Raw genomic sequence first — 13,186 nt, 5'->3', positions numbered from 1 at the left:
ACGTGCATATTCCATTCGGCCTGGAACTGCTCCAACGTCTTCTCTTTCATCATTTATTACCCCCATTAAAGTGATTACCATATGCTTACAATATACGATTTATGATTATCTGTAAACGTAAAAAAGCCGCCGACCAGTCATATGTTAATGGGTACTTTTATGTCCAACACTTACCTGCCCTTTTCCCCTCTTATGGCATTTATAATTAGATAGAGGTGAAACTATGTTTATATCCCCTATGCTTCTGCAAACGGCCCCCGGTCCGTTTAGCCACAGCGATTATATATTCGAACCAAAGATAGACGGCCACCGGCTAATCTACTCCCAGCAGGCCGGGGTCATCCGGCTTTATACCCGTCACAACAACGACTGTACCCGGCAATACCCCGAGCTTCAGCTACCGTTTGAAAATGATGTGATCCTGGACGGTGAAGTCGCCTGCGTTGATCCGGCAACCGGAGTGTCTGATTTTGAGTCTGTCATGAGCCGCTTCCAGGCACGCCGGGCGGATAAGATTCAGCAACTCACATCCACTCTGCCAGCCTTTTACGCTATCTTCGATATATTACAATATAAGGGCGAGGACCTGCGTGAGTTGCCGCTCCTGCGCCGCAAAGAGATACTGGCAGGATTACCCCTACCCTCCAGCAATTACGGCGTAGTACCGCATATAGACGGCGCTGGTGAAGCTCTATTTACAGAGATTGAGTCTCGGGGCATGGAAGGTGTCGTCGGCAAGCGTAAGAATAGCACCTACGAGACTGGCCGCCGTTCCCATGCCTGGCAGAAGGTCATTAATTGGACCTATGCAGAGGTGTATATAACTGGATATCGTAAACAGGAGTTCGGCTGGCTCGCTTCGGTCCCCGGGCCGTCCGGTAGACTGCGCCCGGCTGGGATCATCAAACTTGGAGCTACACCACTACACAAGCAAGCTTTTCGAGGTGTAGCTCAGCAGCTCGTAAATGGCGAGGACAAAGAGTTTGTACATCTGGAGCCCCGGCTGCGGGCTAAGGTGAGAATGAGGAACTGGACCAAGTCCGGCATGCTGCGGAGTCCAGTATTTACAGAGTTTATTGTATGAGCAAAAATAACCCGTCAGGCATAAGCACGGCGGGTTATTTTATCAAACGGGGTGTATAATACTCAGAAAAGCCCGGAGGTACGGTCATGGATAAAAAGCTTAAGCAAAGTTTAAAGGTCGCGGCTGTAAGACGGGAAATGATTGTTGTATGGCTATTAAACGGGGATAAGATAAAGGGCATTGCGGAGGTATCAGCAGATCCGGATCGAGTAAAGATCAATACGATTGAGGGACCTGTTTGGGTGCCATACAGTGATGTGGAGAGTATTTCACGGGTAATCAGACTGCGGATCGAAGGAGAAACGAATGAATGAACCGTCCCCAAGTTAAGGTCAGGACGGTTATTTTCTTAAAATAATTTATGTATGTGACGATAAGGAAAATTTTCCTGAATGCAAAGAAATACCCCGACTACTGACATCGACGGGATATTCATATAAATGACATTAGACACTGGAGTGAGATGCTGGGTGTTCTATAAGACAGTTTTTTAATCCTACTTCTTCTAAATTAGATAAATCATCATTCCAAATTTTTTGCTGTTGCATATATTCCTTTACCTCGTAGTAATTATCGTCTCTGAAAAGTGCGTATGAACAGATAGTACTATATTCGGAATCGGGTTGACATGATTTTAATATGTTATACATCTTTCCTATTAATTCATTTTCGTCCTCAGTTGAATTGTTTCCTCTAATCTTTTCAACCCATCTTACCAAACCATCTAATATATTTGATACTTCATTACCTATCTTCACACGAGGTAAAAAAAGTCGATCTGAGTCATTTAAACCTAATACCCTAATAGTCCTTTTTCCAAGATCATCGATACTAGAAAATCTATAACCCTTAATAGTTAAATGGGCTTTCGGATCAATCAGCGTAGGATTAATAATTGGAAGCATCTTAGTATCGTGATCTCTTTTTAAACCGTTGCATCTTTTGCAAATAGGCAAAAGATTCTCCCAATCCACGACTTCTTCAGGATATAAAGACTTGGGGTGGAAATGCTCAACTTCTATATACTTACTCTCTTCTCCTAATTTACATTCGCAAAAGATGCATTTATTATGGCTCATCTTCATTAAAGCATTTTTTATATAATCTTGATTCCAGACATTTTTGTTTGTCTCCATGTACTCGGCTGTCAATCTTTCTATTTTTTCTTGAGTTAAATTAGTAGGCGGATCAGTTCTTTGAATTTTTATCATTTAATCACCCTAATGATCCTAACTGCAATTCGTATACTTTTCTCATCGGGCTTCTGGGATGCAACATTTTATTTAAGGTTTCATATAATTCTGTTGCTTTTTGTTTATCCTCATCATCCAATGCTGATTCAAATTTGACTTTTACATCTATGTAATCGCTAGATCTAGTTTCTTTTAATCCCATTACGTCTTCTAAAATTTCCTCCACTGTCCATCCTTTAAATCCAAATTCAGATTTAATTAAATCTAGTTCAATGACTTCACCCAAATCGTTAAATCCAAGAGCGATTATTTCCTCGAAACTAGCGACTTGAATCATATGTGGACTATGAGTAGTTATAATTACCTGTGCGGATTTAAAAATTTTTCTTAAAGTATCGACAAAACTCCCTTGCCAATATGGATGCAAATGTGCATCTGCTTCATCAATTAGAATCACACCATCAAACTCGCTAACTTTAACTTTAGGTTCGGAATTGTATTCAATTTCTTTAATTAGCCCTAAAAGAATAAAAAGAGCCGATTTAAACCCTGAAGACAAATACTCAAAAAGTATTTCACCCCGTGGTGTATTAACCATAACCTCAAAGTTAGTATGTTCAATAGCAGAATATGTAACATTTTCATCTAATAACGAAAAACACTGTGTGGCTAAATCTAAATTATAAATTTCTGAGTCAGTTAAATTTCCCATAGATTTAAAAACCATTCTATTGGTAAACCAAGATTTAATGGATTCTGAACGAATTCCTTCTAGTAGAAGTTGTTGATATCTATAATAATCTCTTTTATCATCAGGTAGAATTCCAGGCAGCTTCTGATAATTTATTTGCCTCTCATCTTTCACATACATGACTTTATGTGCTGAATCGGCAAGATACTCATAATCTTTTCTTGTTTCATGAGGTAAAAACGAATTAGTATCGAAATGTATTTTTTTGTTATCAATGTCGATATTCCAAGATCCACGCTCAGATTTTGCATTACGTTTGGGATTCCCTGAATTGTAACCACTAAAAGAATTAATAATACATTCAAGAATTGTCGTTTTACCTACTCCATTGACACCACAAATCATATTTAAGTTTTCATTAAACTTAAGACTCAAATTATTAATGCCGCCAATATTTTGAATGATTATTCCGTTGATTTTCACATTTTTCCCTCCTATATTAAATAAGAGGATTATACCATATATTTGAATTATTATAAGGAATAATTTTCAAGCAACTCCTCTTTGGATATCTCCCAACACCGGTTTAACCATCCTCTATCGTATTCACTTTCAACTGGTCCTACAACTACTGATCTGCCACTGGAACTTACAGCGTATAAAATAATTTTTTTCTTAGTAGATATGTTCATAATTATGATATTTGGAATAGAATAAGGTACGATAAATTCTTTCAGATTGCCCATTTTTTCTCTCACCTACCATTTTTCTTTATTTTGAGGCATGGAATAATCTTAATAAAAAAAGACATGTGTTATTGTATGACTAATGTAACGAAATAATACTCTGCCCTCGCTTACTAGTTTAAGTAGAAACAACCTACATCTAAACTCTCATCAAAAAATAACCCACCAGCCGAAGCCAGTGGGCAAGTGAATGCTATTGTGATACAGGAGCTTGAGCCTTGAGGTACGCCGCCTCAATAGCTGCACGAATCTCCGCAGGCGTGACCTTGATCCCCTTGCGGCCTAATTGCTCTGTGGCGTAATCTAAAGCCTGCTCCAACTTGGCCTGGCTCTCTGCGCTCTTGTAGACTGTCTCCGCGTAAGCATAAGCCTCGCTCGCTACCTTATGCAGCAGTTCCCGTTGTGTCGCGTCTAATTTACTGTCCAGATAAGTTACAGCCTTAGCTTTAATAACGCCTACAGCAGCCAACAGGACGGCAGCCAGAGCACCTATAATGGCCGTGACAATGGTGGTGATATACGGCTGTGCCGCTTCGATAATTGATTGCATGGTTATTTGCCTCCCTTCTGAATGCCGGACAGCCCCAAGCGGTGCAGCACCGTAAACAGCCGCGCCTCTGTCTTGGTAGCCTTGTCTGGCGTATCAATGACTGGCTGGCCGTTGAGCACTGACGGCGTTTCGTGCAGCGCTTGAATGGCCTCCAGGGACCATGCTGGCGGCGTGGTGTCGGTCAGTTCCAGTACTGCGGTCCGCAGCTCCTTGATTTCTCCGGCCTGCTTAATTGCCTGATCCTTCAGCACATCCTTGCTGTTGGTCAGACTCGTCAATGCTGCCGCCAATTCCTTCACCTGTGCTTCCAGCTCCGCGATTTTACTCATATCCTCTTCTGCCTCCCCTTGTACTTTATCAATAACAGCATACGCCGCTTGAACCTGTTTTGCTGTCGGCTCCAGCCCGGCCCGCAGCTCTGCCGTGGTCAGGCCAAAGGTCATGTCAAAGTGCGGATAGTCCTTAAAGGTGGTCCAGTCACCACCCCAGGCAAAGCCCAGCGCCTTGGCCTCCTGCACAACCTCTGACCAGTCCGCTGTCTTGTCGCCATCTCCGTCTCTGTTCATATCCCAGGAGACGCTGGAGCCGTCCGGCAGCAGCAAGGCAAAGTCTACGGCCAGTCCAAAATTGTGATAGCTGTAGCCGCCTTTGGCATTGGTAACAATAGCCCCCGGCTTGGTGCGCCCTTGCGCATAGAGCGCGTCCTGCTCCGCTATGGTCCGCAGCCCTTGGGTAATGACTATATTGACTCCCCGGGCGTAGCAGCGCTCTATGAGAGCCACCGTAGCCGCCACCAGCACCGGATGCAGCCCGACAAGCCGGGCCTGTGATTTGAGTTTTACTTGATCAAGTGTTAATGACACCTGTATCCCTCCTTATGCTGTTTGGTCATTATCCGGGTGCTCCGGCTTGGACGGATTGTTTTTTGCCTTGTCCTCTGACAGTTGCAGCAAAAAATCTTTAATGGCCTGCGGCAAAGGCACGCCCAGCACGCCAAGATTTTCAACGACTGACAAACCCTCGCGCCCCGCATAAAAGTAAATAGCCGCCGTCCGAAAGATCGGCGCTCCTGGTTGTATCCAATCATCCATCAGCGAGGACAGGCCGACGACAAAGAGCACAACCGCCTTACGGATGCCGCCCCAAAACATAATGTCGCTGCTAACTGTTTTGGTCTTGATTGCTCCCATTACGCCGGTGCCATAATCGCCGCACATAAGCACGATGAGCACCAGCAGCCCCTTGTCCCAGCCTCCCAGCAGCCCGGCTATGGTCGCCAGCAGTCCGGCCATAGATGTAATCCCCCCTGTGGCAACCTCGCGGCTCCCGGAGCCTACAGCAGCCGTGTACACGATAGTGGATAATTGCTTGATATGATTGAGCATCCCCCTGCTCCCTTCCCCAACAAAAGTAGCCCCCATACCAGGTATGAGGGCAAAATAAAAACACGCCTGCATAGGGCGTGTTGTCTATGTGATTCTGAATTTCACATGCCGGAGCCTCACCTCCTTTGCTGCGCAGTAGGGTCCAACTGCCTATTTTATATAGTCTTACTATTGATCAGCTCTGACTTTCGATATTATTGTTGTTGCATGTTTAGTAGTATCAATTATTTTCTTGAGTAGATAAGATAGCACTAAGACTAAGGATAAATATGATATTAACGCTAAACCTTTGTTCTCTATTATTTCAAAAAAATTCATTCTATATAAGAAATACCCTTCAAATAAATAAATTTCATATGAGTATTTCCCCGCAAGTTCTAAAAATAGAGATTTAAAATTAGAATGTCTCAACAACATCAATCCGCAAACAATAAACACCGTACCAATCACGTCATTAACCGCGTTGTATATTCCGCTATTTAAGACTATATAATTATTTAGAATACCCATGATTATAGATAATGCCATAAGTGAAAGTAATGACTTAGTCTTATATTTGCGAATAAATTTTTCACCGAACAATGCAAACCATGCGCCAATAGGGAATATTAATGAGTGCAATCCCCATTCGTAACTACCGCTTCCAATGAGATTAAGCTGCCATACACCTATACATACTACTGAAAAAGTGAACAACATCATTACTCGAACGATGTTATTTAATGTTAACACAAAACAAATGTAAAACGCAGTGTACCATACTAAAACAAATGAGATATACCACATTGTAGGGTCTATCGATCTACTAAAGTCAAAACCTAAAATGGCCAATACTATGGTTTTTAGGGAATGCGTATTACCAGTCAAATAATCGACTATAATCCACAAAAAAGTCACAAACATATAAGGAACTAGAACTACTGTAATGCGCTTCTTAAAAAAGCTTTGTAACCCACCTTTTTCTTGAGACTTAGTTAGGCCATACCCAGATGCAAATAAAAATAATGCAACGCCTATGCTGCCGAGGGGTTCGAATATTTTATGTCCTCCTAGTTGTTCATTAAGGTGGCTAATAAGAACAAAAATAATAGCAATCCCCTTGGACTGCGAGGTGCAAACTTTATCAAACAAAAAAGCTCTTTCCTTAGACATTTATAACTCCCCCATTATTCGTTGTATTTTATACAATATTTGTCTCTATTGATGATAGTACAGTATGGGGGTTTTCGTAAACAAATCGTTTTTATGAAGAATAAGAAACGCTTTATTTCCTATTCAAAAACGTCAATGGCACTCTCAAACTCAGGTAATGTTTTAAGATAATCGTAACCCTGCTTGATGAAATTCTCCGATCCTTCCTCCACGGAAGGAATAAAGTGGTACAAACTCTGTTCTATATACCCCTGTCCCTGTGTAAAAGCAGCTTGCGATACATAGGAATTAACAGAGATGTCAAGTCCGCCTTTATATCCATTTACGGTGTCCACTCGAATGTAGGCTTCGTTTACTGATAAGCCATTACTTAGTGTAATGCTTTGTGACAAGGCCATTTTTAACTCCCCCCCCTTAAGATGATTGGACTGCTCCATAGTTTTTCCACACACCTGGTGTTCCTGTAGTGATGCAAGTTGTTCCAACGTAACCTCCAGCAACCGCAGCTGAAAACAACGCTTCGTCTCCTGCCAGCCAAGTCCCAGAAGTCGGCGCGGCACTTAGAACAAATGTCCGTTTATTAGCTTTCGATCCGCTTGTTCGTCCGTTTTTGATCGGTTCACAAAGATATGCATTGCCGTCATTTTCAATCTGGTTAACGGTCTGACCCTCAAAAACATTATCGTAAATCCATATTGGATCAACGCATAATGAGTTGAAATGTATTGCGGAATTACCATTTCGAAAAGTGTTGTTGCGTATCACACCTGTAAATTTCACATTTGCGAAATAAACAGATTGCTGTGTTGTGAGTTCGATTAAATTATTTTCAATGGTAGCTGTTAAGGTAGAATTAAAGTAAATGCCTATCTGAGCATTACCGAAATCATTTCCTCGTATCACAACATTAAGGGAGTGCGTAGACGGATCTGACACTGTAGATGATGTATTTAAATAGACACAGCGATAACTAGAGGTTAACCCACGGATATCGTTGCTGATGATTCTCAAATCTTCAACCTTGTTCTGTGAAGTAATACCATGTCCTGAAACCGCATTGTCTACGGTGTTGCCTTCAATAGTAATTTTTTTCCCTAAATTAATTCCGATATGGCCTATGCAGTCGCAATTGTTAAATATATTACCGGAGATAGTTACCGTTTCCATAAAGGAACCAGGTCCTTCTTCCCCAATCCCCCACGAATGAGTGGAATTTCCCTTTACGATATCCTTAAAAGTATTGTTTGATATAATGATATTTTTAGGGTCAGCATTCACAGTCTGTGTAGACTGTATTAAAATGTGTCCCACTCCACCTGTAAATGTATTGTTACTAACCGTCACATCCGAATTAGCCATTATTTTCAGTCGAAGCTCGAACCCAGTTATATAAGTGGGCTGGCTATCTCCTTCGAATGTATTTCTTTGGATAGTATGGTCCTTGCCAGAAACATCAGTAAAGGGGTTACGCCCCACGTATATAGCGTGTCTATAGATGCTTTTATCAAAATAGCAGTCAAACGTCTTAGTGTTACGCGAGGCTTGATATACTATTCCGTATCCTCCTGCCGTAGCTGATGGAATGTAGGTCATGTTATAAAATTCACATCTAGAGACTGTTATGTCATAGTTATAGATTTCAGTCAAAATCCCAATAGTATAACCATCAAATCGGGAGTCTGATATTTCTACATTATTAGTTCCTTCTCCTATAAATACTGCATCAGCAGCGCTGGCAAAAGTATCGTCAGAACAACCTAAAATATCAATCCCTTCAAATTTGATATTGCTTAAATATTGTCCGGTTGAAAAACCGTTTTTACCTTGTACCGTGTCGATAATTTTAGCATTAGGAGCAAAAACAGTTCTAATATTTGAATAGTTAATTGATATAGCATCCGTTTTTGAATACGTTCCTTCTGGAAAATAAACCGTACCGCCATCGACTAAAAGATCATATACAGCTTGTATTGCCGAAGTGTCGTCAACTACCCCATCTCCTGACGCTGCTACGAGCGGTACAGGAGGATATTTAACATTAATTTCTCGACTGATCAAAACTTGACCAGTTTCCGCCAACTGTTCACTCACGGCGGTGTGCTCCGTATCCAGTCGAACCTTAAGGTTACCATAATCATGGCCTGTCGCATCAATGGCTGCCTGCGCTGCGGCCGGACCACTGTCACCGGCAATGACTGCTGTATTAAGCTGCTGCTGAACGCTGTCCACGGCTGATTTCATGTTCTCGGCACCAGCAACCGGCCCATCATAGGTGATATGTTCGGCGGCATGAGCGGCAGATGAATCTTTGTGTTCGGTTACCTCTGCCTGGATGCTTCCAGACACTTCAATCGCGGCATCTATGTCAGCCTCAACTCCGTCAAACCCTTCACTTATCTGGTTGTAGTTCTCCCGTATCTGCTGGCTTCCGTCCAGGTTCAGGTATCGGTTCGGCATGCTTCTCAACTCCTTTCAGAGACATCAATCTTTTTTCTATCGCTTCCATGACTCCGATAAGGATCAATTCTTCTTGACCCAGATGGAATGGTGTGACGGCCCTGATTACGGCGAGTATTTCCGGGACGGGGACACGAGGATCAAGCTCTATTTTTAATGTAGTTTGGATGTTAGCCAAGCTAAAAACCTCCTTATTTCGAACGGTTGTTCCACAGGAAAAACCTCCCATTCTGTCGAAATGTAGGTTGCTAGGCCTATTTTCCAAATGAAGGGAGGTGTGTATTTATGGACACTGAATCAGTTTTAAAGAGAATCGCCATTCGAAGCACAGCGGAATTTCTCGAAAAATTCAACGGTTCCGAATTATCCTCAATAACCGGTGAATTATCTTTGTTGATAATAACCAATTTTGGCCACATCGAAGCCAAACTAACTCATGTGTTGGATACTGTGGACCCAACCAAGGATTTATCAGCTTATATTTTCGCGAACGTCTTGCAGAATCGGAATGAAGCCTATATTGAACAAGTTGGCATTGATAGAATCGTTGAGTTTCCAAGCGAATTGGACAGTATTCTTTTGAAGAATGCAAAAATTACTCCTTATGGTTCAAAAGCGCCTTCGCACATTATTAATGATATGATTTTGTTTCCGGATCAGATTGTAGGTTTGAGCTTTATTAATTCAAAAAACTGAGCAATTACTTCCTTCTGTTCCATTGTAAGTCCGATAATCTCCGGCTGCTCCTTGTGGGCAGCTATTTCCTCCCTCACAATCTCCCTAATCCGTTGTTCATCCATTTTTGAATCCTCCGTTTCTCCAACACAAAAAGCCCCGCCAGCGTTGGCGAGACTTAGTGAAGCAGTTTAATTCTATTGAAGAGTTGCTATTTCCGCATCCAATTCTTTGAGCCGTTGGTTAAGAACAATCAGTTCTGCCTCTTTCTCGCTCAAAAGTTTTTTGTATGTTTCCAAATTTTCTTTTGTCATTTCTCCGATCTTCCCGGTGTTTTCCAATATCTTAGTTTGTTCCTCTAAGCTTGGAATTAACCCTTCTTTCAAGTCTTTGATACTGGCAGTGTATCTTTCAATATCCGCAGCGACTTTTGCTCGTTCTGATTTTAGTTCACTCAAAGAAGTTTTGGGGTCGGTTACTTCTGAATTGGAGGTAACGCTTGAGGAAGCAGTTTCCTGATTTTTAGTTTCCATGATGATTGTCTTTCCTTTCACCGTAAGGTTCACATCTGCCGCTTCTGCAACAGCCCTAACAGGGGCATAGGCAGATCCATTAATAATTACAGCGTCGGATACCTTTACTCCACCTTTTTCAACACTAAATAATCCTTGTACTTTTTGCCCTATTAAACTAGCTGAGTCAGCAAAAACGGAAGCACTGGCAAACAACAGCGAACCGACGATTACACCAGATATAAACTTTTTCAAAACAACCGCTCCTTTTGGTAAAGTTTTCTACCTCTATTATCGTCAGAAATCGCAAAAAGTTTCAACAAATTTTATGAAGCGGTAAACGTTCCTCCACCTCCATTCAAGTTATCTGGATTACCGTGATTATGATTTGGAATAGTAACTGTGTGTGAATGTGAAGCATTTGCCTTTCCAGCTAAAGCTGTCCATATAGCATTAAGTTCCCCCTGAAGAGACGTAGATGATCCATTACTATAAAATTGACTCCACGATGGAACATTCACATTCCCTCCTGGTTGTGGGAAAAGATCAATGTATGTGCCTCCGAGACTCATTCTGCCAAAACTTGTTATAGCTAACCCAAGGGTAGGAGAGCTATAGATTGTTGATTGCGACCCATCAGCCAGGAAGATTATTCGAGACACCCCGCCTGCAAAAGCTGGGATTTGTATGCCACTATTCTCTGCAGAATACACTCCAAAGGCAATAGAGTACGGATCAATCTCTACGCGAGGGTAAAGACCAGGCTCATCGGTAAAGAACTGTGCTCCTATTATCTCACCTCCTAAAATATCAGAGGCTTCAATAATACCTTTAAACCTACCGTCCTCAGCTTCCATCTGTCCGGCCATATTAACCCGGAATGGCGCTTCTACAAAGTTCTGCGCCCCAGACCAAATGCCTGAATTGTCGGCCTTGAAGACATTCTCTCCGCTGCCGATCTCGATCTCCCCGCCCAACAGTTTACCGCTGAATATACCGTCTACCGCTTCCAAGGTGCCGTTAAACTTGAATCTATGGCTGGGTAGGTCAAACCATAGTGCTCTGTCACTTCCTGCGTAGAAAGTGAGTTCATCGGCGTTTAAGACAACCTTTGCCGAATCCCCCTCAACAGTTCCCACAATTCCCTCTGTTCGAGTAATCGTCGTTCCGTAGTACCGTTTGCCTTCTTTGACTGCGGTCTTGTCCAACTTGTTGACCGCCTCTGTAAGAGTACCTGGTACTTCAAATTCACTCTTTTGCTCAGATATTGACGGAGCCTTCAATTTGAGTTGCAGACCGCCCTTAAAGATCATTGTCGAATGTAAGATGTAGGACTCATATTGCAAAACCCCGGTCCATGGAATTTCCGTATTCATCCACGGGGAGAATGCCTCCATCCAAGACGATCCTTCATACAGCCCAAATCCGATCTTGTCGCCAATATCCAACTGCGGAAACGCTCTGGAGTCCATCTCTAGGGGTAAATATGATATGCCGCCTAGAGAGGCGTGTAGAGCGTCTGCGATGGCCTGGGTTGCAAGTGGATTTTCCAAGTACAATGTATGGTTTTCGTCACCACTACCCGCCTCATATGTCAGGTCATCCTCGGTGTCATATGTCACGACAATGCGACTATATGACTTGGGAGGGTTTAGCTGCTTGGCTCGGATATAGTCCGATGTGGTGTGAGTAAACACTGGCGTGTCAGATGCCGTAAAACGTTTCATGCGTAAGACGCCTGCTTTGCCCCAATAAAACGATCCGCTGTTTGCCCCGGCGATGTACGACAGTACCTGGCGTTTGCTGAAGCCTGGCGGAGCCACCGGGACCATGTACGCCGGATTAATGACAACACTGCTGTCATACGTGTACCCCAGCAAACCGCAAATCTCATCAAGCACGGCTTGTTGAGTGGTTGGATAGGTCAGAGCCGATACATACGGCGCATCCCCAAAGACCAATTTGTCATAGCAGGTGTACACCCAGACATCATTAACCTTTTGGCGGGAGTCTACAAAATACTCACCCAGTGGCATCCATTCTGTGGCACCGCCAACCCAGGGTAAGGGGTTATCATCCCAAGCAATGTTTGCCTCATTCCAAGTCATTCGAGCCAAGGACAGGGCCAGATAAGGGATTACCCGAGCATTCGCCGGGATCTCTTCAGCCGTCCGCAGTTTGATAGTTAGCTTGGCGGGGATCGCCGTACCGATTTCAAATTCCTCGCCACTGACAATGCTGCTTTCAATCTGGAAATCTACAATTTTGGTGTTGTCGAAATCCTCCCCAGCAATAGAGGCCTTGACCATAAATTCATGATCAAAGCCCTTTAGGTAATCTGCAAATATCGTTGATATAGGATACATAGCATCACTTCTCCGTCAGGGTTACTTTAAGGGTATCCCACCAAACCACCCCATTCTTTACAATAACCATAGGCGCCGGTCTGTCACCAACATACATGGTCTTTGTCACATACCCACCAGCCATCGGATCAGGAAAATAGAATTCAAAGAATACGCCAGACATTTGTTTTAGCAGGGCAGACATTTTAGGCATCGGCATGGGAGGAAACTCTACCTGTATCTGCCTCTTGACCGCCACCCGATCCCGATTAAGCACACCATCCGATGTTCGCGTGGTGCTCTCGGCATCGTCCAAATCAAGAATCGTGGGTTGGAATACGGATGGGTTCACCGCAATAGGCGAGCCATTGATTTTTATACCAAGCACTGTTAACC

At 43.0% G+C, this 13,186-nt stretch carries 16 protein-coding genes; 3 read left to right on the top strand and 13 right to left on the bottom strand.

Annotated elements, in window-relative coordinates; translation table 11 throughout:
- Positions 1–223: 223 nt before the first annotated feature.
- Positions 224–1,084, top strand: a complete 861-nt coding sequence (locus tag HYD27_RS19555; RefSeq protein ID WP_219217948.1) for an ATP-dependent DNA ligase — start codon at positions 224–226, stop codon at positions 1,082–1,084.
- A gap of 86 nt (positions 1,085–1,170) precedes the next feature.
- Entirely contained in the window at positions 1,171–1,398 is a 228-nt protein-coding gene (locus HYD27_RS19550) for a hypothetical protein (protein ID WP_219217947.1), read from the top strand.
- A gap of 132 nt (positions 1,399–1,530) precedes the next feature.
- Here the strand turns inward: HYD27_RS19550 and HYD27_RS19545 are convergent, their stop codons facing one another.
- The 10 genes from HYD27_RS19545 to HYD27_RS19500 form a co-directional block, all read right to left on the bottom strand.
- A complete protein-coding gene (locus HYD27_RS19545; RefSeq protein WP_219217946.1) occupies positions 1,531–2,295 on the bottom strand; it encodes an HNH endonuclease in 765 nt (254 codons plus the stop codon).
- 4 nt (positions 2,296–2,299) lie between these two features.
- Positions 2,300–3,451, bottom strand: a complete 1,152-nt coding sequence (locus tag HYD27_RS32735) for an AAA family ATPase (protein WP_219217945.1) — start codon at positions 3,449–3,451, stop codon at positions 2,300–2,302.
- A gap of 50 nt (positions 3,452–3,501) precedes the next feature.
- A complete protein-coding gene (locus HYD27_RS19535; RefSeq protein WP_219217944.1) occupies positions 3,502–3,714 on the bottom strand; it encodes a hypothetical protein in 213 nt (70 codons plus the stop codon).
- Positions 3,715–3,907: 193 nt separating this feature from the next.
- On the bottom strand, positions 3,908–4,264 hold the full coding sequence (locus HYD27_RS19530) for a phage holin (RefSeq protein ID WP_219217942.1): 357 nt from the start codon (positions 4,262–4,264) through the stop codon (positions 3,908–3,910).
- A gap of 2 nt (positions 4,265–4,266) precedes the next feature.
- Complete coding sequence (locus HYD27_RS19525; RefSeq protein WP_219217940.1) at positions 4,267–5,127, bottom strand: M15 family metallopeptidase; 861 nt, start codon at positions 5,125–5,127, stop codon at positions 4,267–4,269.
- 12 nt (positions 5,128–5,139) lie between these two features.
- The gene (locus HYD27_RS19520) at positions 5,140–5,649 is read right to left on the bottom strand and encodes a phage holin family protein (RefSeq protein ID WP_219217939.1); all 510 of its coding nucleotides are present in this window, start codon (positions 5,647–5,649) and stop codon (positions 5,140–5,142) included.
- Positions 5,650–5,817: 168 nt separating this feature from the next.
- Positions 5,818–6,801, bottom strand: coding sequence for an acyltransferase family protein (locus HYD27_RS19515; protein ID WP_219217937.1), 984 nt, complete (start codon positions 6,799–6,801; stop codon positions 5,818–5,820).
- A 119-nt stretch (positions 6,802–6,920) separates the two neighbouring features.
- Entirely contained in the window at positions 6,921–7,199 is a 279-nt protein-coding gene (locus HYD27_RS19510) for a hypothetical protein (RefSeq protein WP_219217935.1), read from the bottom strand.
- 16 nt (positions 7,200–7,215) lie between these two features.
- Positions 7,216–9,258: a glycosyl hydrolase family 28-related protein gene (locus HYD27_RS19505; RefSeq protein WP_219217933.1), complete on the bottom strand. Its 2,043-nt coding sequence runs from the start codon at positions 9,256–9,258 to the stop codon at positions 7,216–7,218.
- Entirely contained in the window at positions 9,191–9,436 is a 246-nt protein-coding gene (locus HYD27_RS19500) for a hypothetical protein (RefSeq protein WP_219217931.1), read from the bottom strand. Before HYD27_RS19500 ends, HYD27_RS19505 begins: the two co-directional genes overlap by 68 nt.
- A gap of 107 nt (positions 9,437–9,543) precedes the next feature.
- Between HYD27_RS19500 and HYD27_RS19495 the strand changes: the two genes are divergently transcribed.
- On the top strand, positions 9,544–9,954 hold the full coding sequence (locus HYD27_RS19495; protein WP_219217928.1) for a hypothetical protein: 411 nt from the start codon (positions 9,544–9,546) through the stop codon (positions 9,952–9,954).
- A 176-nt stretch (positions 9,955–10,130) separates the two neighbouring features.
- On the opposite strand, the gene HYD27_RS19490 is transcribed toward HYD27_RS19495, so the two are convergent.
- The 3 genes from HYD27_RS19490 to HYD27_RS19480 form a co-directional block, all read right to left on the bottom strand.
- Positions 10,131–10,700: a hypothetical protein gene (locus HYD27_RS19490; protein WP_219217926.1), complete on the bottom strand. Its 570-nt coding sequence runs from the start codon at positions 10,698–10,700 to the stop codon at positions 10,131–10,133.
- A 71-nt stretch (positions 10,701–10,771) separates the two neighbouring features.
- The gene (locus tag HYD27_RS19485; protein ID WP_228745219.1) at positions 10,772–12,811 is read right to left on the bottom strand and encodes a hypothetical protein; all 2,040 of its coding nucleotides are present in this window, start codon (positions 12,809–12,811) and stop codon (positions 10,772–10,774) included.
- A 4-nt stretch (positions 12,812–12,815) separates the two neighbouring features.
- On the bottom strand, positions 12,816–13,178 hold the full coding sequence (locus HYD27_RS19480) for a DUF6711 family protein (protein ID WP_219217924.1): 363 nt from the start codon (positions 13,176–13,178) through the stop codon (positions 12,816–12,818).
- Positions 13,179–13,186: the final 8 nt, after the last annotated feature.

The organism is Paenibacillus sp. S150, from assembly GCF_019352175.1.
GTDB lineage: Bacteria > Bacillota > Bacilli > Paenibacillales > Paenibacillaceae > Paenibacillus_AQ.
Note: the sequence above shows the minus strand (reverse complement) of the source record. Positions and strands in the feature narration are given on the sequence as shown.

Bases quoted from the DNA above. Each gene is read 5' to 3' on its own strand.
- HYD27_RS19555 (WP_219217948.1), top strand. From the start codon at position 224: ATGTTTATATCCCCTATGCTTCTGCAAACGGCCCCCGGTCCGTTTAGC.
- HYD27_RS19550 (WP_219217947.1), top strand. From the start codon at position 1,171: ATGGATAAAAAGCTTAAGCAAAGTTTAAAGGTCGCGGCTGTAAGACGG.
- HYD27_RS19545 (WP_219217946.1), bottom strand. From the start codon at position 2,295: ATGATAAAAATTCAAAGAACTGATCCGCCTACTAATTTAACTCAAGAA.
- HYD27_RS19535 (WP_219217944.1), bottom strand. From the start codon at position 3,714: ATGGGCAATCTGAAAGAATTTATCGTACCTTATTCTATTCCAAATATC.
- HYD27_RS19530 (WP_219217942.1), bottom strand. From the start codon at position 4,264: ATGCAATCAATTATCGAAGCGGCACAGCCGTATATCACCACCATTGTC.
- HYD27_RS19520 (WP_219217939.1), bottom strand. From the start codon at position 5,649: ATGCTCAATCATATCAAGCAATTATCCACTATCGTGTACACGGCTGCT.
- HYD27_RS19515 (WP_219217937.1), bottom strand. From the start codon at position 6,801: ATGTCTAAGGAAAGAGCTTTTTTGTTTGATAAAGTTTGCACCTCGCAG.
- HYD27_RS19510 (WP_219217935.1), bottom strand. From the start codon at position 7,199: ATGGCCTTGTCACAAAGCATTACACTAAGTAATGGCTTATCAGTAAAC.
- HYD27_RS19505 (WP_219217933.1), bottom strand. From the start codon at position 9,258: ATGCCGAACCGATACCTGAACCTGGACGGAAGCCAGCAGATACGGGAG.
- HYD27_RS19495 (WP_219217928.1), top strand. From the start codon at position 9,544: ATGGACACTGAATCAGTTTTAAAGAGAATCGCCATTCGAAGCACAGCG.
- HYD27_RS19485 (WP_228745219.1), bottom strand. From the start codon at position 12,811: ATGTATCCTATATCAACGATATTTGCAGATTACCTAAAGGGCTTTGAT.